Here is a 23436-nt window from a genome sequence, read left to right on the forward strand (position 1 = left end):
GTGTAGACGCTTAAACTAAAAAGGCTACTTCATAGCATAGTCAGAAGTAGCCTTTTTTAATACGTAGGTATCGATTATTTAGAGTGCCGCGCGCAACGCGTCTGCTTTGTCTGTGGCTTCCCATGGGAATGCTTCGCGACCGAAATGCCCGTAAGCGGCGGTAGCGCGATATATTGGACGCTCCAAATCAAGCATCTTAATAAGTCCGTATGGACGAAGATCAAAGTGTTCGCGTACTAGCGCAACGAGGGTTTTCTCATCGACAACGCCAGTGCCAAACGTATCGATGCTTATCGATGTAGGCTGCGCAACGCCGATAGCGTACGACACTTGAATCTCGCAACGTTTTGCTAAGCCTGCAGCGACGATATTTTTGGCAACGTAACGTCCTGCATAAGCGGCGCTTCGGTCAACCTTAGAAGGGTCTTTACCTGAAAAAGCACCACCACCATGACGAGCCATGCCGCCGTAGGTGTCTACAATAATCTTACGGCCAGTAAGGCCACAATCACCCATGGGGCCGCCAATCACAAATCGGCCTGTTGGGTTAATGTGAAACTGCGTATCTTTGTCAATCCATTCGCTCGGCAGAACAGGTTTTATGATTTCTTCCATAACCGCTTCACGAACCGTGGCTGTTGATACCGAGTCGCAATGCTGTGTAGAGAGCACAATTGCGTCTATACCAACAGGCTTATCATTTTCGTATTTAAAGGTAATTTGGCTTTTTGCATCAGGGCGTAGCCACTCTAACTTACCTGATTTACGTACTTCAGCTTGTTTTTGCACAAGACGGTGCGAGTACGTAATAGGAGCGGGCATCAGCACATCAGTTTCATCGCTTGCGTACCCGAACATTAAGCCTTGGTCACCTGCGCCTTGCTCTTCTAAGCTTTCGCGGTCAACACCTTGATTAATATCTGGCGATTGCTTACCAATGGCGTTTAATACTGCGCATGAATCAGCATCAAAACCCATATCTGAATGTGTGTAGCCAATTTCTTTGACAGTGTTGCGTGTGAGTTCTTCAATATCGACCCATGCCGATGTCGTTACTTCACCACCTACCAATACCATACCGGTTTTTACGTAAGTTTCGCAGGCCACCCGAGCACGCGGGTCTTGTTCTAGAATGGCGTCAAGAACGGCGTCTGAGATCTGATCAGCAATTTTGTCCGGATGTCCTTCAGATACTGACTCGGATGTGAATAAATGCGTGGCCATAAATGCTCCGTAAGCGTTTATTGTTCAAAATAGTTGGGTATTGTACTAAAACAAGTTATAAATACCAGTCTTTACTTCTAGACGTCTAAAAGTCCTATCGTTACGTTTTGTTGACACAACCAGATCAAAAGTGTGGTTATTGTCGATAACGTTTTGATAAGAACAATCGTAGCTAATGAATAGAAGATTTACGCGCAATGGGCTGAAATCCACACGCGTTTATCACTTTTTACGATTACTTTCGATATTGATGGTGAAAACCAATTGAACTGAAAGGTGGCATGGGTAAGAATAACGGCCACTTTCAAACGTACATAGAAGTAGCGCTTAAACCGGATGCGCGGTCTACCTCCACGCTCACTTTGATACGAAATAAAATCAGGAGATAACATGCCCTCTCGTCGTGAACTAGCCAATGCTATTCGAGCACTAAGTATGGATGCGGTACAACAAGCCAAATCAGGCCACCCAGGTGCCCCCATGGGAATGGCTGATATTGCACAAGTGCTTTGGAGTGATTTTCTATCACACAATCCAACGAACCCAACATGGGCTAACCGTGATCGCTTCGTGCTTTCTAACGGTCACGGGTCGATGCTGTTGTATTCATTGCTTCATCTTTCAGGTTACGAATTACCGATTGAAGAGCTTAAAAACTTCCGCCAGTTACATTCTAAAACGCCAGGTCACCCAGAGTATGGTTATGCGCCAGGTGTAGAAACAACCACTGGACCACTGGGACAGGGCATCAGCAACGCGGTAGGTATGGCATTAGCAGAGAAGGTGCTTGCAGCACAGTTTAATCGTGACGGCCATGACATTGTCGACCATTTTACATACGCATTCCTTGGCGACGGTTGCCTTATGGAAGGTATTTCTCATGAAACGTGTTCGCTAGCTGGCACGCTAGGTTTAGGTAAACTAGTCGCGTTTTGGGATGATAACGGTATCTCTATCGACGGTGAAGTTGAAGGGTGGTTTACCGACGACACGCCAGCACGTTTTCGCAGTTATGGCTGGGACGTGATTGAAGGTGTCGATGGTCACGATGCTGACCAGCTTAGTGCTGCTATCCAAAAAGCGAAAGCAAACACCGCACAACCTACATTGATTTGTTGTAAAACAACTATTGGTTTTGGTTCACCGAACAAAGAAGGTACAGAATCTTGTCACGGTGCACCATTAGGTGAAGATGAGATTATCGCAACCCGTGAAAAGCTGGGTTGGAACCATGGTGCGTTTGACATTCCAGACGACATTTATTCACAGTGGGATGCAAAAGAAAAAGGTAATGCAGCAGAGGCTGCGTGGAACGACGCATTTTCTGCATACGAAGCGGCGTTTCCTGAACTAGCGGCTGAGTTTACACGTCGCGTTAACGGCGAACTTCCTGTCGATTTTAGTGAAAAAGCCGATGCTATTATTGCTGAACTTCAAGCTAACCCGCAAAATATTGCATCACGCAAAGCGTCACAAAATGCATTGAATGCCTTTGGTCCATTACTTCCTGAACTGCTTGGTGGTTCTGCTGACTTGGCCGGCTCAAATCTGACGATTTGGGATGGCAGCAAAGGCGTAGAAGCAAACGATGCTTCAGGTAACTACATATACTACGGCGTTCGTGAGTTCGGAATGTCAGCCATGATGAATGGTATTGTGCTACATGGCGGGTTTAAAGCCTATGGTGCAACCTTCTTGATGTTCATGGAATATGCACGTAACGCGGTTCGTATGGCTGCACTTATGAAGCAACCTGCTATCTTTGTGTACACGCACGACTCTATCGGTTTGGGCGAGGATGGCCCAACACACCAACCAGTTGAGCAAGTGGTTGCGCTTCGTGCTACCCCTAACTTGGACAACTGGCGCCCGTGCGACCAAGTTGAGTCGGCAGTATCTTGGAAGTCAGCGATTGAACGCACTGACGGTCCTACTACACTGATTTTCACGCGCCAAGGATTACCACAGCAAGCACGCTCTGCTGAACAAGTCGCTGATATCGCTAAGGGTGGTTACGTCCTTAAAGACTGCGAAGGCGCGCCTGAGATCATACTTATTGGCACAGGTTCAGAAGTGCAACTTGCCGTTGAAGCAGCAGAAATATTGTCTACTCAAGGTAAAGCTGTTCGCGTAGTTTCGATGCCTTCTACCGACGTATTTGACCGTCAATCAGCAGAATACCGCGAGCACGTATTACCGTCATCGGTCACTAAACGTGTTGCTGTTGAAGCCTTATCTAAGGATTGTTGGTACAAGTATGTAGGTTTAAATGGTGCCATTGTCGGAATGGATACGTTTGGTGAGTCAGCCCCTGCAGGCGACTTGTTCAAGCACTTCGCTATTACTACTGACGCTGTTGTAGAGGCTGCGTTGTCTCTCAACTAAGAGGTTAAGACAACCTATGGTAAACATTGCCATAAATGGGTTTGGTCGTATTGGACGCAACGTGTTACGCGCGCTTTTTGAAAGCGGGCGTAACAACGAATTTAATGTGGTTGCAATCAATGATGTCGCTAAACCTGAGGGCATTGCCCATTTACTAAAATATGATACCGCCCACGGGCGGTTTCGTTTTGATGTGTCGCTAGAAAATAATACGCTGAATGTTGATGGCCATAACATCCAACTCTTTGCGCAGCCACAGATAGCAAACTTGCCGTGGAAAGCGCTAAAGGTAGATATTGTTCTAGAGTGTACCGGCATATTTGATGACAGAGCTTCCGGTGAAGCACATCTAAATGCGGGGGCTGGGAAAGTCCTTTTTTCATCTCCAGGCTCGTCTGATTTAGATAATACCGTGATTTACGGGACCAACGAAGACACATTGACCAGTGAACATAAATTGGTCTCCAATGGGTCTTGTACCACCAATTGTATTGTTCCGGTCATACAGGCCTTAGATGCAGAATTTGGTGTAGAAAGTGGCACGATTACGACCATTCATGCGTCTATGCACGACCAACAAGTTATCGATGCGTACCATGAAGATTTGCGTCGAACGCGGGCTGCAAGTCAATCTATCATCCCGGTAGATACCCGCTTAGCGGCTGGAATTGAACGCATTTTGCCTAAATTTGCGGGCAAGTTCGAAGCAATAGCAGTACGAGTGCCCACTATCAATGTTACGGCAATGGATTTAAGTGTGACCCTCGCCAGTGAAGTAACAATCGGTGATGTAAACAACGCGCTTAGAAATGCCAAAGCGGGACGTTTACAAGGTATTCTCGACTACACCGAAGAGCCCTTAGTGTCTGTGGATTTCAATCATGACCCGCACTCATGTATTGTAGATGGAACACAAACGCGGGTAAGTCATAAACAACTCGTTAAGACGCTAGTGTGGTGCGACAACGAATGGGGTTTTGCAAACAGAATGCTCGATACTGCTAAGGCAATGTTCGACGCAACATAAACCTATTGTGCTGCCAGGGTTGGTAGCGCCAGCCCCGCAGCTTTCACCGTTATTTAGTTTGATTATTAATTTAACATAGGAAAGATGATGGCAATTCCAAGCATGAATGATATGGCCTTAAGCGGTCAACGCGTTCTCATAAGACAAGACTTAAACGTTCCGGTAAAAAACGGGAAAGTCACTTCAGATGCTCGTATTCGGGCATCTATCCCCACCATTAAAGCGGCGCTTGATGCCGGTGCATCGGTTATGGTTATGTCCCATCTTGGACGCCCTGTAGAAGGTGAGCCTGCCGATGAGTTTTCACTACAGCCTGTTGTCGATTACCTTAATGATGCGCTTGATGTCCCTGTAAAGTTGGTTAAAGACTATTTAGATGGCGTAGCTCTAGAAAAAGGCGAGTTAGTTATCTTAGAAAATGTGCGCTTTAATAAGGGCGAGAAAAAAGATGACGAAACCCTATCGAAACAATATGCCGCGCTGTGCGATATTTTTGTCATGGACGCGTTTGGCACCGCTCACCGCGCGCAAGCGTCTACGCATGGCGTTGCGAAATTCGCACCAAAAGCATGCGCAGGGCCTCTTTTAGCGGCTGAACTAGATGCACTCGGTAAGGCACTTGATAACCCTAAACGTCCGATGGTTGCTATCGTTGGTGGTTCTAAAGTTTCAACCAAACTGACGGTGTTGAAGTCTCTTGCGCAAAAAGTCGACCAGCTAATTGTTGGTGGCGGAATTGCCAACACGTTTATCGCAGCACAAGGGCACAATGTGGGGAATTCGTTGGTAGAAATGGACCTTACGGAGCAAGCCAAACAGCTATTGAGCGATGCGCAAGCGAATGGCGGTAATATTCCGGTCCCAACCGATGTGTTTGTGGGTAAAGCATTCGATGAAAATACAGAAGCCACGTTGAAACATGTATCTGATGTAGCTGATGACGATATGATTTTTGATATCGGGCCTGATTCTTCAAAAGCATTAGAGAGTATTATTAAAAATGCCGGTACCATCGTATGGAATGGCCCGGTAGGTGTATTTGAATTTGAACAATTCAGTGCCGGTACTAAAGCGCTCGCAGAAGCAATTGCCAGCAGTGATGCATTCTCAATCGCAGGTGGTGGTGATACACTGGCAGCGGTGGATAAATACGAAATAGCTGACCGCGTTTCGTATATATCAACAGGCGGCGGTGCGTTCTTGGAATTCCTAGAAGGCAAAACGTTACCTGCTGTTGCAGTGCTTGAAGAAAAAAACAAATAAGCTAAGCCTGCACGACCCTAATCGGCAACGATTACCGCCGGTATTACAGTGAAGTAATCCGGCAATATAATTATAAACCCTACACCTGCTATAACGGCAGAACGACAAAAAGGAGTGTTGCAATGGCATCACAAGCTCAGCAAGCAATGCTGGATAAACTTACGACACAAACAGGTTTTATTGCCGCGCTGGATCAAAGCGGAGGCAGTACTCCTAAGGCCTTGCGCCTTTACGGCGTTGAAGAATCTGAATACAGCTCAGATGAAGAGATGTTTAATCTTGTCCATGAAATGCGTTCGCGTATTGTGACAAGCGCACCATTTAGTGGCGAGCGTGTTCTTGGCGCCATTCTATTTGAAGCGACTTTAGACAGAGAAATAGGCGACATGCCGTCTGCTCACTACCTTTGGCAGAAAAAACGGGTAATACCGTTTTTAAAAGTGGATAAAGGGTTGGCAGAAGAAAGCAATGGCGTTCAGGTGATGAAGCCAATGCCAGACCTTGATGCGCTCCTTGCAAAAGCGGTTGCACAAGACGTATTTGGCACCAAAATGCGTAGTGTGGTAAAGCTTGCTAACCATCAGGGTATAAAAGATGTTGTCGCACAGCAGTTTGAAGTGGGTAAACAAATCATTGCTGCAGGTTTAGTCCCTATTATTGAACCTGAAGTTGATATCCACAGCCCGCAAAAAGCCGAAGCGGAAGCGTTACTTAAGCTAGAAATCTTGACGCAGTTAAATATGCTTCAAGAGGGTCAAGAAGTTATGCTCAAACTAACGCTTCCTAACGAGGCAAACTTCTACAAAGAACTGGTTGATCATCCTCGTGTGCTGAAGGTTGTTGCATTATCGGGTGGTTATAACCGCGAAGAAGCCAATGCTAAATTAGCTGAAAACAAAGATATGATTGCGAGTTTCTCGCGTGCGCTTACCCAAGGCGTGTCAGCTAAGCAAACGCAAGACGAGTTTGAATCGACATTAGATAGCGCGATTGAATCTATCTATCAGGCGTCAAAATCGTAACTAAAGCATTATCTTACGTGTTAAAAAAAGAGAGCATTCGCTCTCTTTTTTTTGTGCCTCAATCGAACGTTATCGAGAAGTAAAATCATGCTGTTTAAAAAAGTGTGTGACGTTTGCTGAGTCAAAGGCAAAGCCGTTTTGCGATAAACTCGCGATAGCCTCTTCAACGGTGTCTACAAAAACGTGCTCGACGCCCGCGGCGTCATAGCAATAGCTTAACTGACTGCGTATCGTGCGTGCGATATCCGTGTCTTTTATAACAATAGCTAAAAAAGATAACCCTCGTTGTTTCCGAATAATGGTTTGTTTGATGAAGATTTCAAAGGTTGAGGGAGGCATAAGACTTTCGCCATAAAGGCAACTTAGTTGCGCCCACGGCAAATTAATATCAAAATTTGATATTAATTTAGACATTTTTACCACGCCATTACGCATGGTTTCATCGTTCCACGGCCCTCTGCCTGAAAATAACAATAGTTTACCGATTGTTTCGGTTTCAAACTCACCATGAAGATTGTGCATACTGAAAGCGCCACCACCAAGACTTCTTTGAAAGGTAACACCATAGATTATATGTGCATAGTCGCCCTTTGGCTAAATTTTGCGTATATGTTGGTATCTAAATGGTCGGCTTTGTGGGTAAAAGAGCGGCAGTGCGGCCATGGCCCGTGGTAATATTTCATTGATTTTATCGTCAATTTAAACCCGCTCGACGAAAATTTCACCTGCGCACGTTTAATCCACTACTATGGCGCATAAACCGTATAAAAATAACGCAAAAAGGAGAGAGAACCGTGATGTCATGCTTTGCAGAATCAACATTACGCGGGCGTGCTATTAGTAAAAGCACATTAATTGCTTCGGTAGCACTGGGGTTAATAATGACGTTTACTGCAACAGCACAAGACACAGAATCGAAAGAAGATGCGCGTGTGTCTACGCACTTTACGTCCGATGATATTTTTAATCTAGAGTATGCCAGCGACCCTCGAGTGTCGCCCAATGGAAAATATGTGGCCTACGTAAGGCGCACGAACGATGTGATGACCGACAGTACCCGTTCTAATATTTGGTTGGCAGCCTCAGACGGTAGTTGGCACCGCCCGTTACTTTCCTCGAAAAAAAACTTCTATTCACCCCGTTGGTCACCCGACTCAAAACGGCTAGCTTATCTATCTAATGCTGAGGGTAAACCCCAACTCTATGTCCGTTGGATGGATACAGGGCAAACTGCGCTCATCACGAATGTAACCTCATCACCAAGTGCTATCACGTGGTCGCCAGACGGGAAGTATATCGCGTTTACCATGAGCGTGGACGCTAACGAAAAACCGTTGAAAGTGGATATGCCTAAAAAGCCTAAAGGGGCGTCGTGGTCACCTAGCTTTCAATATATAACGAAGGCTCGCTATCAGGCTGATGGACGAGGCGTCTTAGATCCAGCCTATACACATATTTTTATTGTACCCAGCGATGGTGGCACTGCCCGTCAGCTTACGTCAGGTAATTATCATCATAATGGGAGCTTAAGTTTTTCAGCCGACGGCTCGAAAATCTATTTCTCAGCAAACAGAAATGACAATTGGGAATATGAGCCAGTTGAAGCAGATATTTATACAGTTGATATGAATGGGGACATTCAGCAGATTACCCAATTCAAAGGCAGAGAGTCGTCACCCGTCGTCTCGCCCAATGGTAAATATGTTGCGTACGCACGTCGCTCAGATGAGAAGGTGATGTACAAGAATAGTTATCTATACGTAATGAATGCTGATGGAACAGAGCATAAAAACCTAACGGCTGATATAGACAACTCAGTGTCCAATTTCCAATGGAGAGATAATAAACGCGTTTACTTCCAACAATCGACGAGAGGATTAATTAGTGTAAGCAGCGTCAGTCTATCTGGAAAAGTATCAACTAAAGCTTCAGGGCTCAGTGGTACCACGCTTGGGCGTCCCTATGTATTTGGCACTTATCATGCCTCAGGCAATGTCGTCGCGTATACAAAGGGCCGCACGGATAGGCCAGCAGACCTGTTTGTCACAAACAAAAAGGAAGTACAAATTACTTATTTAAACGAAGACGTTCTGGGTCACAAACGTCTTGGTGAAGTAAAAGAAATTGTATATAACTCGGCCATAGACGGTGAAGAAATCCAAGGGTGGTATATTCTTCCGCCTGATTATGACAGTGCGAAAACCTATCCATTGATATTAGAAATTCATGGCGGCCCTAACTTAGCCTATGGTCCTGTATTCACTGCCGAGCTACAACGAATGGCGGCGCAGGGTTACATTGTGTTTTATGACAACCATAGAGGAAGTACAGGCTACGGTGAACGCTTCGCTTTGTTACTACAGGGTAAATACAGTTCTAAATATGATTTTTCCGATCATATGTCTGGGGTTGATGCACTGATTGAGAAGGGGATTGCCGATCCTGAGAGGTTGTATATAACAGGGGGGTCTGCAGGTGGCATTGCGTCAGCGTATGCGATTGGCTTAACCGATCGTTTTAACGCGGCTGTGGTAGCAAAGCCTGTTATTAATTGGCTTTCAAAAGTGTTGAGTGCCGATTCAGGCTTGTACCAAATACCTTATCAATTTCCAGGTAAACCATGGGACAACGTTGAACATTATTGGCAGCGGTCGCCGTTATCACTCGTTGGCAATGTCACTACACCCACGATGTTAATCACTGGTGTAAATGATAAACGAACGCCTATGTCTGAAACCGAGCAGTTTTATCAGGCGCTTAAATTACAAAAAGTGGATGCGGTCTTAGTGAAAGTACCAGAGTCATCTCATGGTATTGCGGCCAGGCCCTCCCGAATGATTGCGAAGGTTGAGAATATATTGGCATGGTTTAAAAAGTACAGCGTTGCTGACACGGAAAAACAAGAGTAAGCGCTAGGTAGATATTGATATTGGGCTACCTTAGGCAGTGTTTGACTGCTTAAGGTCGTCTGCAAAATAGTGTGTCATTGGCAAGTCACTAGGAGAGTAATTGCATTCTCGCAACGATTACTCTGCTAACCCCCATTTTCGCATTATGCGCTGGTATTCCCCATTCTCTTTAAGCGTCCTAAGACCTTTGCGTAACATTTGAACGTGAGATGTTGGTGTTTCAAGGCCAGTTGCAATCTGTATTTCTAGGTTGAGCGGTACTACTGTGAATTCACTGACAATATCGTCGGGGTCTAATGCACTGTCGGCAATTTCATACTTTCCCGTAATAAAGTTTGATAACACCAAATCAACGCGACCTGTATAAAGGGATAACCAAAGTTCCTTTGAGCTTTTAACCAGCACAAGGTTTTTGTCTTCTTCAAAGCCGTGTTGTTGCAGATAATCAGCCGCTCCGTAACCTCTGATCGTTGCCACTCGGTATCGATAAATGTCGTCCCATGTTGATACGTTGATATCGTCTCGATCTTGATGGCGTATCAGGGAGGCTTCGGCAACGTCTACCACACCTAGCCATTGTAACGTAGATGCTCTTGTCGGCGTTTTTAATACAGAAAGTAGCACAACATCAGCATGATGCTCGACTTCATAGTAGGCGCGGGCCCACGGCATATGTTCAATGGATGCCTTAATATCAAGCGTATTGAAAAGTGCGTTGGCCAAGTCGACGTTAACCCCTTGGGCAACGCCGTTTTCATCTAGCCAGTAAAATGGTGGGGTAATTTCGCTGTAGAAGCGTAAAAAAGGCGTTGCGGTGTCATCGACCGATTCACAATGGCTGATACTAGGAAAAAGCAATATTAAGTATACGGCCAACGAAAGGCTAAATCTTTTCACGGACTAACAACAACCTATAAAATAATGGGGTATATAACGCGCCATGCACCAATTAAAAAGGCGATATACTCGCCTTTTTGTTCATATTATCATCATTCGCTGTTAAACACAGCCGCGTATGCATTTAGCTAGTGCTTACACTCAGTGTTGGTAAAATAACCAGCGTTAAGTCAATGGCCTTCCAGTAGTCACTCTCTCTCAACAAATCAGCCGACAAAATTGGTTTTTCGTCTAACCAACCGTCCGGGAAGACAAGAGTAAGCGCGTTTTTGTCAACATCGACAGCAATATCAGGTAAAAAGCCTTCTTGCCGCTTTATGTTCAGCAGCGCGCCTAATCGCAACAGTGCAATGAGGCGCTTAACCGCATTGCTGTCGAATAAATTAAAGGCAGGAAGCTCGTTCAAACGTATCTTTTTCCGATGGAAACGCACCAATGTGGCAAGTAATAATTGTTGCTCTTGCGTAAACCCCGGCATTTCTACATTACCAAGAATATAGGCACTATGACGCTGTACACTACGAGAATTAATCTGTATGCCCACTTCGTGCAATAGGGCAGCCCAACCGAGCATATTTTTAAAGTCATGCCCTTTTAGTTTCCACGTTTTCTCAACATGACGAAGTAAGAATAGTGAGGTATTCAGGACAAGTGTGGCTTGGGTAGTATCGACATCATAGCGCGTAGCCAAACTACTGGCAGTGCGCCCTCTAATATCGGCGTGGTGCAGTTCATCTTCCATTTGATACAACACACCTTCGCGAAGTGCCGCCGGTGAATACACCAGTGCATCAATCTCTAGTGCTTTAAATACAGCAATAAGAATGGCAAGCCCACCAGCAATTACACCGCGTCTATCGTCACTAAGTTCTGGAAAATCGAGTGCGTCAATATGCCCTGCGCTAACAAAGTTTTTCATTAGGGCACGAAGGCGTTTTAGCGTAAGCGGTGTATCGTGACCGTTAATATTTTCTTCATTACACAGGGTAAACAACGACCGAATAGTGCCCGACGTGCCAATACCTTGCACCCAGCCCAGTCTGCGATACTTAGCATCAATCATCTCAAGCTCTTGTTGGGCCGCGGTTATCGCGCGGTCGAAAGACTTTTGCTTAAGCTGACCGTTTTCAAAAAAGCGTTGGGTGTAACTGACACAACCCATTTGCAGACTACGGCACAGTAATGGCGTGAAGCCTTTACCTATAACAAACTCTGTTGATCCACCGCCAATGTCCACGACAAGCTGTTGTCCATCAGCGTGGTTAGTGTGGGCTACACCCGAATAGATAAGGCGCGCTTCTTCAACGCCAGAAATAACCTCTACGGGGTAAGGCAATATCTCTCTCGCAGCGGTGATGAAATCGTGCGCGTTTCGCGCTTTTCGCAACGTATGGGTGGCTACGATACGAACCGAGTCAGGCTCAAACCCTTTTAAACTCTCCGCGACGACCTTTAACATAGCAAGGCCGCGATCCATGGCATCTTGAGACAGAATATTATCGCTGCCTAACCCCTCTGCCAGTCTTACTTTTTGTTTAACGCGATGAAGGATCTGGACAGACCCAGCAACAATCCGTGCTACCACTAAGTGAAAACTATTTGAGCCTATATCAAGGGCTGCTACTTTGCTTACTTCGCGTGTTTCCACATCATTAAATACAGATTCATGTTGGGTCATTTGATCTCTTAACTATCAGCGTTTTTTTCTTCTTCTTGCTTCAGGTAATGATAAATCTCAACCTGAGAGCGCAATTTTTTGCGGTTGCCACGAGCGACATAGTGGTTAGTTTGTGCATTATCAATCACACGCGCCTTGAGTGTATCTTGGAACTGGATTTCCATTATATCAACAATACGTTGTTGTAGGCGTTTATCATAAATAGGGCAGCCCACCTCAATACGATTGTCCATATTTCGCTCCATCCAGTCGGCAGAAGAGATAAAGACTTTTCTATCGCCGCCACCTTCAAAAATCATCACGCGAGGATGTTCTAAGAAACGGTCTACAATCGAAATAATTTCTATATTTTCGCTTAACCCTTTAATGCCAGCATTAAGTGAACACATGCCTCTCACAATACCACGAATTTTCACTCCCGCTTGCCCTGCGCGGTATAAATCGTCGATAAGCTCTTTATCAACTAAGTTGTTTATTTTGAACGTGATCTGCGCATCGTGACCTTGTTTTAAATGCTGTATCTCTTGGCGTATGAGCGATTGGATTTTTGTTCGCGCGTTTAATGGCGAAATCTGTAAATGTTGAAACTTGTATCGACGATAAGGGTATTGAATTAAGTCAAATACTGACGCCGCTTCATCGCCAAGTTCTTGGTTTCGAGTAAACAGGCTGTAATCGGTGTAGATCTTTGCTGTCTTTTCGTTAAAGTTACCCGTTCCAAAGTGTGCGTAGTTAATTAACGCTCCACGCTCTTCTCGCGTAACAAGACATAGCTTAGAGTGAATTTTTAAGGTTGGAACGCCTAATACAACCCGTATACCGGCATCGGTCATGCGCTTTGACCATTCAATGTTGGCTTCTTCATCGAATCGGGCGCGAAGCTCGACAACGACCGTCACTTTCTTGCCATTATCAACCGCATCTATCAGCGAGTTAACAATGCGCGAGTGGCTGGCAACACGATAAATATTAATGCGGATTGTTTTTACGCTAGGGTCAAACGCCGCTTGACGAACAAATTCGGTGAAATGTAAAAAGCGATGATAAGGATAGTACAGTAGTATGTCATGTGCGGTGATGGCATCAAACACAGTGTTATATTTCGAAAATTCATTGGTATTGATTGCAGGCAACGAGGCATGTTCAAGATATTCACGGCCCACATTAGGAAAGCCAATAAAGTCCTTAAAATTGCGATAATGACCGGCGGCGTGCATGGTATCGAGCTTGGTTATTTTCAAACGCTTGCGTAAGTCCTGCACCATATCATCAGGCATATCGTTATCGTAAATAACACGAACCGGCTCAGCAATAAGGCGTTGCTTCATGCTTTCTGACATTTTTTCTACGTAGCTTTCATCAATCTCATCGTTAATTGAATATTCTGCATCACGGGTCATTTTGAAGGAAAACGATTCAATTTCATCAAACCGAACAAAGCCTCTAAAAATATCTTCAAGACATAACTGAATAATGTCATCAAGCATGATGATTTGTTTTTTCTTACGGCTTTTTTCTGGCGGAAGCAGCATGAAACGTGACATTTCGTTTGTTGGCACTTGGATAACCGCAAACTTGGTGTTTTTGTCTTTTCGGCGTAGTGCACAATAAAGATAAACCGATGTGCCGTTTAAGCGGCTAAGTAGATTAATTTTTTTATCGATAAGAATAGGCGCAATATGGCGAAGCACCTTATTGATAAAGAAGTTACGTACCCACTCTTTTTGAAAGTCGCTAAGATCATGTTTGCGTAAGATATGGATATTGTAACGCGCTAATGCCTTCAGCACATTTTTGTGAATTTTATCGAATTTATTGGATAGCTCGACGACCTTTTTTTGAATACGCTCCATCATTAGCGTGTGGCGCTGCGTCTCGTCTTCGTTACCGTCATTTTGTGCGATGGTGATTTGACGCTTAACGTCTGCTGCACGAACGCGATAAAACTCATCGAGATTGTTAGAATAAATCCCGAGGAAACGAATACGTTCGACTACTGGGTTATTTTCATCCGCAGCCTCTTGCAGAACGCGCTCGTTGAACGCAAGCCAACTCAATTCTTTGGGATAATATAAAGTTTCGTTATCCATGATCTCTCAAATTCTCGATTAGAAAAAAGGCAAAAGCTTGCCAGTGGTCAATGACACTTGTGTGACATGCCGCCGCTAAATACTATGACATGCGAGGGCGATATTACGTGGTAAGCCGTTTTTGACTTACTCAGCGTTTATTTCGACCACGAGGTCATTTGCTAGGGCTTCTAATGCATCTTGTAATGCATCGTCATCGAATGCTTGTGGAACCGCTATGACGACATCGGCTTTAAACATTAAACTTCCCCAATTTGGCGCACTTTGACACGTTGAATTAAACGAAAGAATATTTAAATTAAATTGATTGAGCACAGAGGTAAGTTCTTGCACAATCCCCGATTTATCATTACCCATGATATTGACACTGAGGGTGGTATCAAACGACGTGTGATTCGATGCTGCTACTACTGACTGAACAGAGAGGTCGGAAATATCGTTTAGTGCATCAATAAGGTCGTTTTGCTGATCTTCTGCAACATGCACTTCAACAAAGCCGGTAAATAGTCCTGCCATGTGTGCAAAACTGGAACCCTGCCAGTTTCCTTGATGTTTATAAATACATTTTGCAAGAGCGTCGACTAATCCGGGTTTATCTTTACCCATAATAGTAATAACGAGTGATTGCATAAGAAGCTCCTGTTCCGTGATAGAAGAAATGTTTTGCGGTCCGAGTTACGCCCGTCTAACATGGTTAAGTTTATGCCACTTTAACGATAAACGCGTACAACTTTCGCTTGCTATTAGCATAACAAAACTTACACTGCTCTGAAGTGCAATTTGTACCGAAAATTTTATTTAATAATAATGACTTCCAATCAAGACACTACAATTAAACAACGTCTTCGTAAAGATAGATGGGGACGCTACGTTGTGACTGCATTTGGCGGTCTTGTATTGCTGACGCTCATTATTCTTATTACCCATCTGCTCACGCAGGCATTCCCTCTAATAGCAAAACCAACCGTCGAGCTTGAAAAAAGCTGGTTACTACCTAAAGGCCACCGTATTGAACTGGTTGGCGACGTACTGTCTGACCAACCTATTATCTCAACGCATACACAGTGTAAATTGAATCTTGTAGGGCTTGTTGACGACATGCTTAATACGACTCAGCTGTATAATAAGCCTTGTGAGCATGACCTTGGCGCTGTGTCACTGATGAGTGAAAACAGTATTGTTGATGTCTCTGCCAATGGCCAGGTGAGGGTGGTGCCGGTTCGTAATATTGCTTCGCACCCTGGCAATGAGAACTACAGTGAACGCGCATCGCTGAGTCGTGCATCACAGTCTCATTCGGGCAATTTGTCGTTCTCTTTGCCCAGCGAGCGTTGGAAGTCCAAAACGGATTGGCAAGTAGCGTTGTCTGAAAAATGGGTGGCAGTTTCGCTCTTTTCCGATAACGTGCTATTTACGCGATGGGTTAACCGACGTTCGCCAACGCAGATATTCGACCAGACATTGTCTAATGTTTCTGATGCGCTTATGTTACCCGGTAGCGGTAGTTTTATTGTCAAAGGGCCTGACGGTATTTTTGTTCATCGTATTGGTGCTGATAAGCATGTACCTTATCGTCTGACACAAGACACGAATGATAAAGACACGCCACTTACTACCTATTTGTTCACCCTTGAAAAAGATCGCACGCTGTTCTTACACAATAACATTGATAATACGCTGTCGCGTTGGGTGTTAAACCGCGCTGGTGGGCAATTAACGTTTGTGCCGACATATCGTATCTCGCTAAACCTTAACGAGCAGGTTTTCGCGGTAAAAGAACATGCTAGCGCGAATGCTGTCGCCATACTAACGAATCAAAAACGATTGTTGTTAATCAACCGTGTATCTGGCGACGTTGTTACTTCTTATCAGCTAAAGGCCGAGATTGCTAATATAGCGTGGTTCGGTAACCGCTTGTACGGCTATGATGAGAGCGGCGTGTATGTGTGGGAGGTAAATAACTTAAGCGGCATCACGACATGGGCGTCACTTTTCTCCCCTCAACATTACGAAGGATACGATGAATCTGATTTTGTTTGGCAAACCACCAGTGCATCAGATTTTCAAGAGGCAAAGTTTAGTTTAACGCCATTACTTATCGGCAGTATGAAAGCATCGTTGTTGGCGCTGGTCATTGCTATTCCCGTTGCCATAGGTGCAGCAATTTATACTGCGTTTTTTGCCAAACGTCGATTGCGTCACTTGTTAAAGCCGGCCGTCGAAATGTTAGAAGCGATCCCTAGTGTACTTATCGGTTTTATCGCCGCTATTTGGTTATCGCCTAAAGCAGAGCAATTTTTGTTCTCTTTTGCTTTTTTCCTTATTGTTATCCCGTTTATTCTTATTTTAGTGGCCTGGGTGCAGCGCCCATTCGCAGAAAAGTTACCTCGAAAACTACGCCATGGTGCAGAATTAGGGTTTGCCATTGGCGGCGTGTTGTTACTTGGTTATTTAAGTGTGCAATGGATCCCCGATATGCTGTTTAACCTCTTTGGCACAGATGGCTATGCACTGCTAGCGGCAGAATCAAATAGCCCTATTGGAAAAACCACCATCGTGGTGGCTATTGCGTTAGGTGTGGCTATCGCCCCAAGTATTTATTCATTGGCAGAAGACGCCATAAACGGTGTTCCCAATGATTTAAAGCACGCATCATTTGCCCTTGGCGCCACCCGTTTGCAAACCCTCAGGTATGTTGTGCTTCATGTAGCAATGCCAGGGGTAGTTGCTGCCATCATGTTAGGGTTTGGTCGCGCATTTGGCGAGACCATGATAGTTCTTATGGTAACGGGAAATACTCCGATAGCGAGTTGGGGGCTTATAGAGGGGCTTAGAGCGTTAACCGCAAACTTAGCGATTGAACTACCCGAAGCAGATGTGTCCTCAGCGCACTATCAAATTTTATTTCTTACCGCCTGCATTTTGTTTGCTTTTACATTCGTTATTAATACGGTGGCAGAGCTTCTTCGTCAGCGTCTTCGGTATAAGGCATATTAATGAGCACCGCACTGGGCAGGATACTCAACACCGTTCAACGCCAGTCGTTTGTAATAAGTCTTACGGCATTTTTCACTGGTTTATTGCTTATCGCCATGGTGAGCATTCTTGTATTAATTACGCTACGAGGTGGCGCCTATTTTTGGCCGTCGCCTATTTATAATATTACGTATTCGCAGCAACATGCTGAACACAGCACACGCGTGTTAGGGCAGCTCTATATTGAAAGTGATACTAACAACACCGTTCAAATAAAATATGCAGACAGTGAACGGCCCTTCGGCGCATACCTTGCCCTAGATAAATCAACTATTTCCAGCAAAGACCTCGCGGTAGATAGCGCTGAAATTAAGTTTACTGATGGGCGTGTGATGCTCGCAACGCCGTTAAATATATCCACACCAAATGCGCCTTCAGTTGATGCATCACAATATGACATCATTGCGCAGGACGTTGCACAGCTTACCGCCGAAATTAACCGAATTCGAACCGGCCCTTTAGCGCAAATACATGAAGCATTGGCACGTTTAGATGAGCGGAATGTTGAGCAAGATGCACCCGCGCGTGAGAAGTTAATCAAGCGATTTGATAAATGGCAAAATACGCTAATTTCAAATGAGCAAGAGCGTAGTAAGTACTTACTAAACGTTGGTTTTTTAGATGGTGGGAAGTATGCCATTGATATGTCAGATATTTTGGATGTTCACTATGTAAGCCGACTGACTTTTTTTGAAAAAACGACGTTTATATTAAACGGCATTGCCGTGTTTTTAACTGACACACCCAAACAAGCCAATACATCGGGTGGCGTATTTCCTGCGTTATTTGGCACTATATTGATGGTGTTCCTTATGACGATTATTGTTACTCCCTTTGGTGTGCTTGCAGCTGTGTATTTAAGTGAGTATGCCCCTAACAATGCGTTTACCTCGGTAATACGCATTAGCGTAAGTAATATGGCAGGTGTACCTTCGATTGTGTATGGCGTGTTTGGGTTAGGTTTCTTCGTATATACCGTCGGTGGCAATATCGATTCTCTTTTCTTTAGCGATTCCTTGCCTGCGCCAACAATGGGCAGCCCAGGGGTATTTTGGGCGGCGTTAACGATGGCTATACTTACACTGCCCGTTGTTATTGTTGCAACAGAGGAAGGGTTGCGCCGCGTGCCAGAAGGCTTAAAGGCAGGAAGCTATGCACTTGGTGCGACGAAATATGAAACAACGGTTAAAACCATATTGCCTATAGCGTCTCCCGCTATTATGACCGGTGTTATTCTTGCCATTGCAAGGGCGGCAGGGGAAGTGGCGCCACTAATGTTAGTGGGAGCTGTGAAATTTGCGCCAGCGCTACCCATTGACGGTGAATTTCCTTATCTTCACTTAGACCGCCAGTTTATGCACTTGGGCGTGTTGATATACGATGGCGCCTTTCACAGCCAAACCGATACTAAAAGTGCGTCGATGATGTTTGCGGCGTGTTTGCTATTACTCATGGTGGTATTTGTTTTGAATGTTCTGGCTGTCATTCTTAGAACTCGCTTGCGTAAGCAATATTTAGAAGGGTAGGTTGCGGTATGTTGAAGTTGTTTGAACACAATAAGCTGGATGTGCGTGACATTGACGAGGCGAATACCGCGATAGAGGTGCGTGACTTTAATTTATGGTTTGGAGCAAAGCATGTATTGCATGATATTAGTATGCGCATTCCTAAAAATAAAATAACAGCGCTTATTGGGCAAAGCGGGTGTGGTAAGTCTACGCTCATCAGTAGTTTCAATCGTTTAAACGATTTGCATGACGGGTGTAAGTACAAAGGCGAAATACTCATTGCTGGTAAGAACATCAATAGTAAACGTGTGAATGTGTCGCGGTTGCGTACGCAAGTGGGGATGGTATTTCAACGGCCCAACCCGTTTCCTATGAGTATCTATGACAACGTGAGCTATGGGCTGCGTTTACAAGGGGTGAAAGTTCGTCGTCACCTTGATGATGCGGTAGAAAGCGCGCTTAAAGAAGCGGCGCTATGGAAAGAAGTTAAAGACCGTCTGTTTGAACCGGCTAACGTTTTGTCTGGTGGTCAGCAGCAGCGTTTAGTTATTGCTCGTGCATTGGCGCTGAAACCGGAAATATTGCTACTCGACGAGCCAACCTCAGCATTAGACCCTCTCACAACGCTGTTCATAGAAGAGTTGATGGATAAACTCAAAAAGCGCTGCACCATCGTTATCGTAACCCATAATATGCAACAAGCGGCGAGGGTGTCTGACTACACGGCATTTTTTCATCAAGGGCGACTGATTGAGTATGCTGATAGTGACACGCTTTTCACTATGCCTGACAAAAAGCAAACGGAAGACTATATTACAGGGCGGTATGGCTAATGGGTAGTAACGTGGAAAAGGTGAAATTATGCGCCAAGTAGCACTTAATAATCATATTTCTGGCACCTTTAATATTGAATTAGAGAACCTAAGAAATTCGGTTCTAACAATGGGCGGAGAGGTAGAGCAGCAGCTTATTGATACCCTTAATGCAGTAAAGCTTAACCACGCGGGTTTAGCAGAGAAAGTGGTACTTAATGACTTAAAAATCAATTCAATGGAAGTACAAATTGATGAAGAGTGCTTGCGCATTATTGCTAAACGTCATCCTACCGCCAGTGACCTGCGCCTAATAATGACAATATCAAAAGCTATCACAGATATAGAGCGGATGGGAGATGAGATTGAACGAATTGCAAAATTAGTTACCCGCAATAAGTTACCCGCCTCTGATACGATTAAAACCAGCATGCTACTTATCGGTGAGCGCGTAGCTGAAATGATGCGTGGCACTTTCGATGCCTTTGCGCGGCAAGATGAAGCAGCGGCGTTAGTGGTATACGATGAAGATAATCGTATTGATAGTGAATATAAACGGTTACTCACCTACACCACATCTGAAATGGAAAAAAGCCCAAGTGGCATGCAGGACTGGCTTGATGTGTTATGGGCCATGCGATCACTTGAGCGAATCGGCGACAGATGTAAAAACGTGTGTGAGTATGTTATCTATTTAACGCGAGGAACGGACGTGCGTCATAAGTCTCTTGAAAGCATGCAGCAGAAACTGGAAGACCTCATTTGAGTTAATATACTGTAATAATTATGAAATAATTGCTGCTTTTATCAGCGCATAAAACTAATTACACCGCGTTTTGCTATTTTTCTGTGATTTTCACTATGGCTTCGCAGATGATTACGTTATTATGCGCCGCAGCCAAGAACAGATCGTGCAAAAAATAGTCTACGTATATGATAAGACACAATTTGTCCTCAATTTCTTACTTTTGCCCTAGTGGGCAACAGTCGGTGCTACCCGGTGTAGCAATGCCCAGCTTAAATCGCGTTTAGATCAGGAGCGATTATCCGTGGAATTTTTTGAAAGTTATGGCCTAATTCTCATCATGCTTGCCGCCGGTGTTGGTTTCATCATGGCGTGGGGAATAGGTGCTAACGATGTTGCCAATGCAATGGGCACATCAGTTGGGTCAAAAGCATTAACGATAAAACAGGCGATAGTTATCGCTATGATTTTTGAATTTGCTGGCGCCTACCTCGCTGGCGGTGAGGTGACCTCGACAATACGTAAAGGTATTATTGATACAGGCTATTTTGCCACCATCCCAGAGTACTTAGTGCTGGGAATGATTGCATCTCTGCTTGCCGCTGGTATTTGGTTAGCCGTAGCGTCCTATCTGGGGTGGCCTGTTTCTACAACTCACTCTATCATTGGCGCCATCATTGGATTTACTGCCACTGGCGTGAGTATGGACGCCGTTGAGTGGGCTAAAGTAGGTGGTATCGTTGGAAGCTGGATAGTTACACCTGCTATTTCTGGGATTATCGCTTACCTCATTTTTATGAGCGCACATAAGCTTATTTTCCAAACCGACTCTCCTTTTCTGAATGCGAAACGTTATGTGCCGTTTTATATGGCGCTAGCGGGTTTTGTTATGTCGCTGGTTACCATCAAAAAAGGGCTTAAACACGTTGGGCTAGAGCTTAGCGCAATGAACGGCTACCTATTGGCGATTGCCATTGCCATTGTGTTAGGGATGTTCGGCAAGTGGTTTATTAGTCGAATGCATTTTAGTGGTTCTGAAGATGCCGATTTGCAAACCGCAAACGTTGAAAAAGTATTCGCCTTGCTAATGGTAGTGACCGCATGTTGCATGGCTTTTGCGCACGGTTCTAACGACGTAGCTAATGCTATAGGGCCCCTCGCTGCCGTAGTCAGCGTAGTAACCTCTGGCGGAGAAATTAATGCTAGTGCTAATCTTGCGCCATGGATTTTACCGTTAGGTGGTCTAGGTATTGTGGCGGGCTTAGCTATTTTTGGTCATCGTGTTATCAAAACCATCGGCCAGGGTATTACCCATTTAACGCCAAGTCGCGGCTTTGCTGCTGAGCTTGCTGCCGCATGTACGGTCGTCATAGCATCTGGCACAGGTTTGCCAATTTCTACTACTCAAACCCTCGTTGGTGCGGTGTTAGGTGTAGGCTTAGCACGCGGTGTATCGGCATTGAATTTAGGGATAGTCAGAAATATTGTTGTGTCTTGGATAGTCACACTACCCGCAGGCGCTATTCTTTCTATAATTTTCTTCTACATATTAAAAGCGGCTTTTGGCGTGGCGTAGTAGCCACATTGAAGCACTTAAAAAAACCGCACACTGTTGCGGTTTTTTTTATTACGCTACATCGTAATTTTTCGCATTGAAGTGTGTGCTTATCTGCCCAATCATAGGCTTATGGCCATTTAAGTGACGACAATAGGCATCGTTATGAGTTACCTATATTCAACCCACTTAACACATTACCGCCTATCAATTTAGTGCAGTAACAATTGGTTTTTAGAATTTCTTTGGGAAGTCGTAATCTTTATGTTAGATTAATATTGTAATTTCTAATCAGGAAACCGTTGTTATGAAGTGGCCCAACCTTAAACATTTACATTACCTTGTTACCCTATATCAAGAGCAACATTTCCACCGCGCCGCACAGCGTTGCAACGTGAGCCAATCAACACTTAGCACCGCCATTCAAAACTTAGAAGAACACTTCGGAAGCCAGTTATTAGAGCGCGAGCATAAAACCTTTGTATTTACGTCATTAGGGCTAGATATTGTCGAGCGTAGCAAAGTACTGCTGCAAGAAGCAGGTGAACTTGTTGAATATGCACAAAACGCCGGAAATTGGCAGCGGGGCACGCTTAAGTTAGGTGTTATTCCCACTATAGCCCCGTTTTTGTTTGAAGGAATGCTGGGCGCGTTTAATGCTTTTTTGCCTGAAATTAGCGTCGAACTGCAAGAAGACACGACCGAAAAGTTACTTCAACAACTTACAGACGGTCGTTTAGATTTGCTGATCCTTGCCCTCCCTATCGAGACGCCTGGATGCAAGCAAATGGTGCTAGGGCATGACCCATTTCATTTAATTGCGCATGAAGAAGTGGCGCAACAATTACCCGACCCGGTTGATATTGCCTCACTGCCAAAGAAAAGTATTTTCCTTCTTCAGCAAGAGCATTGCATGACGGGACACGCTGTAAGTGCGTGCAATTTGCAACACAGTGATCAAATTAGCAGTGTAGCGGCTAGCAGCTTGTACACCTTGGTACAGCTTGCAAACAGTAAACTGGGTTATACCTTTTTACCGGAGTTGGCACTTAACCAATCGATATTAAACCATACAGGGCTAAAAAGCTTTGCAGCAGAAGAAAAGGCCTACAGAGAAATTGGGCTAGTTTGGCGTTCAGGCACGACAAGAATGCAGTTATTTAGACGAATTGGCGAAATTATATCGCCATTGCTTCCCATACCTACGCTTAAGTAACCGGTACACATTTATTAAACCCGCATAGTATGAACGACAAAAAGGCCTGGCGCTTTTTTGTCGTGTTCT

Annotated in this window: 17 protein-coding genes; 11 read left to right on the plus strand and 6 right to left on the minus strand. The window is 44.7% G+C overall.

What is annotated here, in order from left to right; genetic code table 11:
* Positions 1-78 precede the first annotated feature (78 nt).
* The gene (gene metK, locus ACOJRU_RS03570) at positions 79-1224 is read right to left on the minus strand and encodes a methionine adenosyltransferase (RefSeq protein ID WP_421133682.1); all 1146 of its coding nucleotides are present in this window, start codon (positions 1222-1224) and stop codon (positions 79-81) included.
* 390 nt (positions 1225-1614) lie between these two features.
* Between metK and tkt the strand changes: the two genes are divergently transcribed.
* From tkt to ACOJRU_RS03590, 4 genes are all read left to right on the plus strand, one after another.
* Positions 1615-3609, plus strand: a complete 1995-nt coding sequence (gene tkt, locus ACOJRU_RS03575) for a transketolase (protein WP_421133683.1) — start codon at positions 1615-1617, stop codon at positions 3607-3609.
* A gap of 16 nt (positions 3610-3625) precedes the next feature.
* The gene (gene epd, locus ACOJRU_RS03580; protein ID WP_421133684.1) at positions 3626-4636 is read left to right on the plus strand and encodes an erythrose-4-phosphate dehydrogenase; all 1011 of its coding nucleotides are present in this window, start codon (positions 3626-3628) and stop codon (positions 4634-4636) included.
* An 87-nt stretch (positions 4637-4723) separates the two neighbouring features.
* Positions 4724-5899 carry a phosphoglycerate kinase gene (locus tag ACOJRU_RS03585; RefSeq protein ID WP_421133685.1) on the plus strand — a complete coding sequence of 392 codons (1176 nt, stop codon included), beginning with the start codon at positions 4724-4726 and terminating at the stop codon, positions 5897-5899.
* 122 nt (positions 5900-6021) lie between these two features.
* Positions 6022-6921: a fructose bisphosphate aldolase gene (locus tag ACOJRU_RS03590; protein ID WP_421133686.1), complete on the plus strand. Its 900-nt coding sequence runs from the start codon at positions 6022-6024 to the stop codon at positions 6919-6921.
* 69 nt (positions 6922-6990) lie between these two features.
* On the opposite strand, the gene ACOJRU_RS03595 is transcribed toward ACOJRU_RS03590, so the two are convergent.
* Positions 6991-7443 (minus strand): hypothetical protein, encoded by a 453-nt coding sequence (locus tag ACOJRU_RS03595; RefSeq protein WP_421133687.1) that lies wholly within the window; start codon positions 7441-7443, stop codon positions 6991-6993.
* A 359-nt stretch (positions 7444-7802) separates the two neighbouring features.
* Here ACOJRU_RS03595 and ACOJRU_RS03600 point away from each other — a divergent pair, with 359 nt between their 5' ends.
* A complete protein-coding gene (locus ACOJRU_RS03600) occupies positions 7803-9830 on the plus strand; it encodes a prolyl oligopeptidase family serine peptidase (RefSeq protein ID WP_421134708.1) in 2028 nt (675 codons plus the stop codon).
* Positions 9831-9947: 117 nt separating this feature from the next.
* Here the strand turns inward: ACOJRU_RS03600 and ACOJRU_RS03605 are convergent, their stop codons facing one another.
* The 4 genes from ACOJRU_RS03605 to ACOJRU_RS03620 all read right to left on the minus strand — a co-directional run bounded on the left by ACOJRU_RS03605 (position 9948) and on the right by ACOJRU_RS03620 (position 15125).
* Positions 9948-10727, minus strand: a complete 780-nt coding sequence (locus ACOJRU_RS03605) for a substrate-binding periplasmic protein (RefSeq protein WP_421133688.1) — start codon at positions 10725-10727, stop codon at positions 9948-9950.
* A gap of 124 nt (positions 10728-10851) precedes the next feature.
* Entirely contained in the window at positions 10852-12405 is a 1554-nt protein-coding gene (ppx, locus tag ACOJRU_RS03610; protein WP_421133689.1) for an exopolyphosphatase, read from the minus strand.
* 8 nt (positions 12406-12413) lie between these two features.
* Positions 12414-14495: a polyphosphate kinase 1 gene (ppk1, locus tag ACOJRU_RS03615; RefSeq protein WP_421133690.1), complete on the minus strand. Its 2082-nt coding sequence runs from the start codon at positions 14493-14495 to the stop codon at positions 12414-12416.
* A 126-nt stretch (positions 14496-14621) separates the two neighbouring features.
* Positions 14622-15125: a glycine cleavage system protein R gene (locus ACOJRU_RS03620; RefSeq protein WP_421133691.1), complete on the minus strand. Its 504-nt coding sequence runs from the start codon at positions 15123-15125 to the stop codon at positions 14622-14624.
* Between the two features lie 177 nt (positions 15126-15302).
* Here ACOJRU_RS03620 and ACOJRU_RS03625 point away from each other — a divergent pair, with 177 nt between their 5' ends.
* The 6 genes from ACOJRU_RS03625 to ACOJRU_RS03650 all read left to right on the plus strand — a co-directional run bounded on the left by ACOJRU_RS03625 (position 15303) and on the right by ACOJRU_RS03650 (position 23367).
* Complete coding sequence (locus tag ACOJRU_RS03625; protein WP_421133692.1) at positions 15303-17492, plus strand: ABC transporter permease subunit; 2190 nt, start codon at positions 15303-15305, stop codon at positions 17490-17492.
* Complete coding sequence (gene pstA / locus ACOJRU_RS03630; protein WP_421134709.1) at positions 17486-19057, plus strand: phosphate ABC transporter permease PstA; 1572 nt, start codon at positions 17486-17488, stop codon at positions 19055-19057. The genes ACOJRU_RS03625 and pstA overlap by 7 nt, the downstream gene beginning before the upstream one ends.
* 8 nt (positions 19058-19065) lie before the next feature.
* Positions 19066-19872, plus strand: coding sequence for a phosphate ABC transporter ATP-binding protein PstB (pstB, locus tag ACOJRU_RS03635; RefSeq protein WP_421133693.1), 807 nt, complete (start codon positions 19066-19068; stop codon positions 19870-19872).
* Between the two features lie 28 nt (positions 19873-19900).
* Positions 19901-20617, plus strand: a complete 717-nt coding sequence (gene phoU, locus ACOJRU_RS03640) for a phosphate signaling complex protein PhoU (RefSeq protein ID WP_421133694.1) — start codon at positions 19901-19903, stop codon at positions 20615-20617.
* A gap of 283 nt (positions 20618-20900) precedes the next feature.
* Positions 20901-22172, plus strand: coding sequence for an inorganic phosphate transporter (locus ACOJRU_RS03645; RefSeq protein WP_421133695.1), 1272 nt, complete (start codon positions 20901-20903; stop codon positions 22170-22172).
* 286 nt (positions 22173-22458) lie between these two features.
* Positions 22459-23367: a LysR substrate-binding domain-containing protein gene (locus ACOJRU_RS03650; protein WP_421133696.1), complete on the plus strand. Its 909-nt coding sequence runs from the start codon at positions 22459-22461 to the stop codon at positions 23365-23367.
* The last annotated feature ends 69 nt before the right edge of the window (positions 23368-23436 follow it).

The sequence above is a fragment of the Alteromonas algae genome (assembly GCF_049117195.1).
Taxonomy (GTDB): Bacteria; Pseudomonadota; Gammaproteobacteria; order Enterobacterales; family Alteromonadaceae; genus Alteromonas.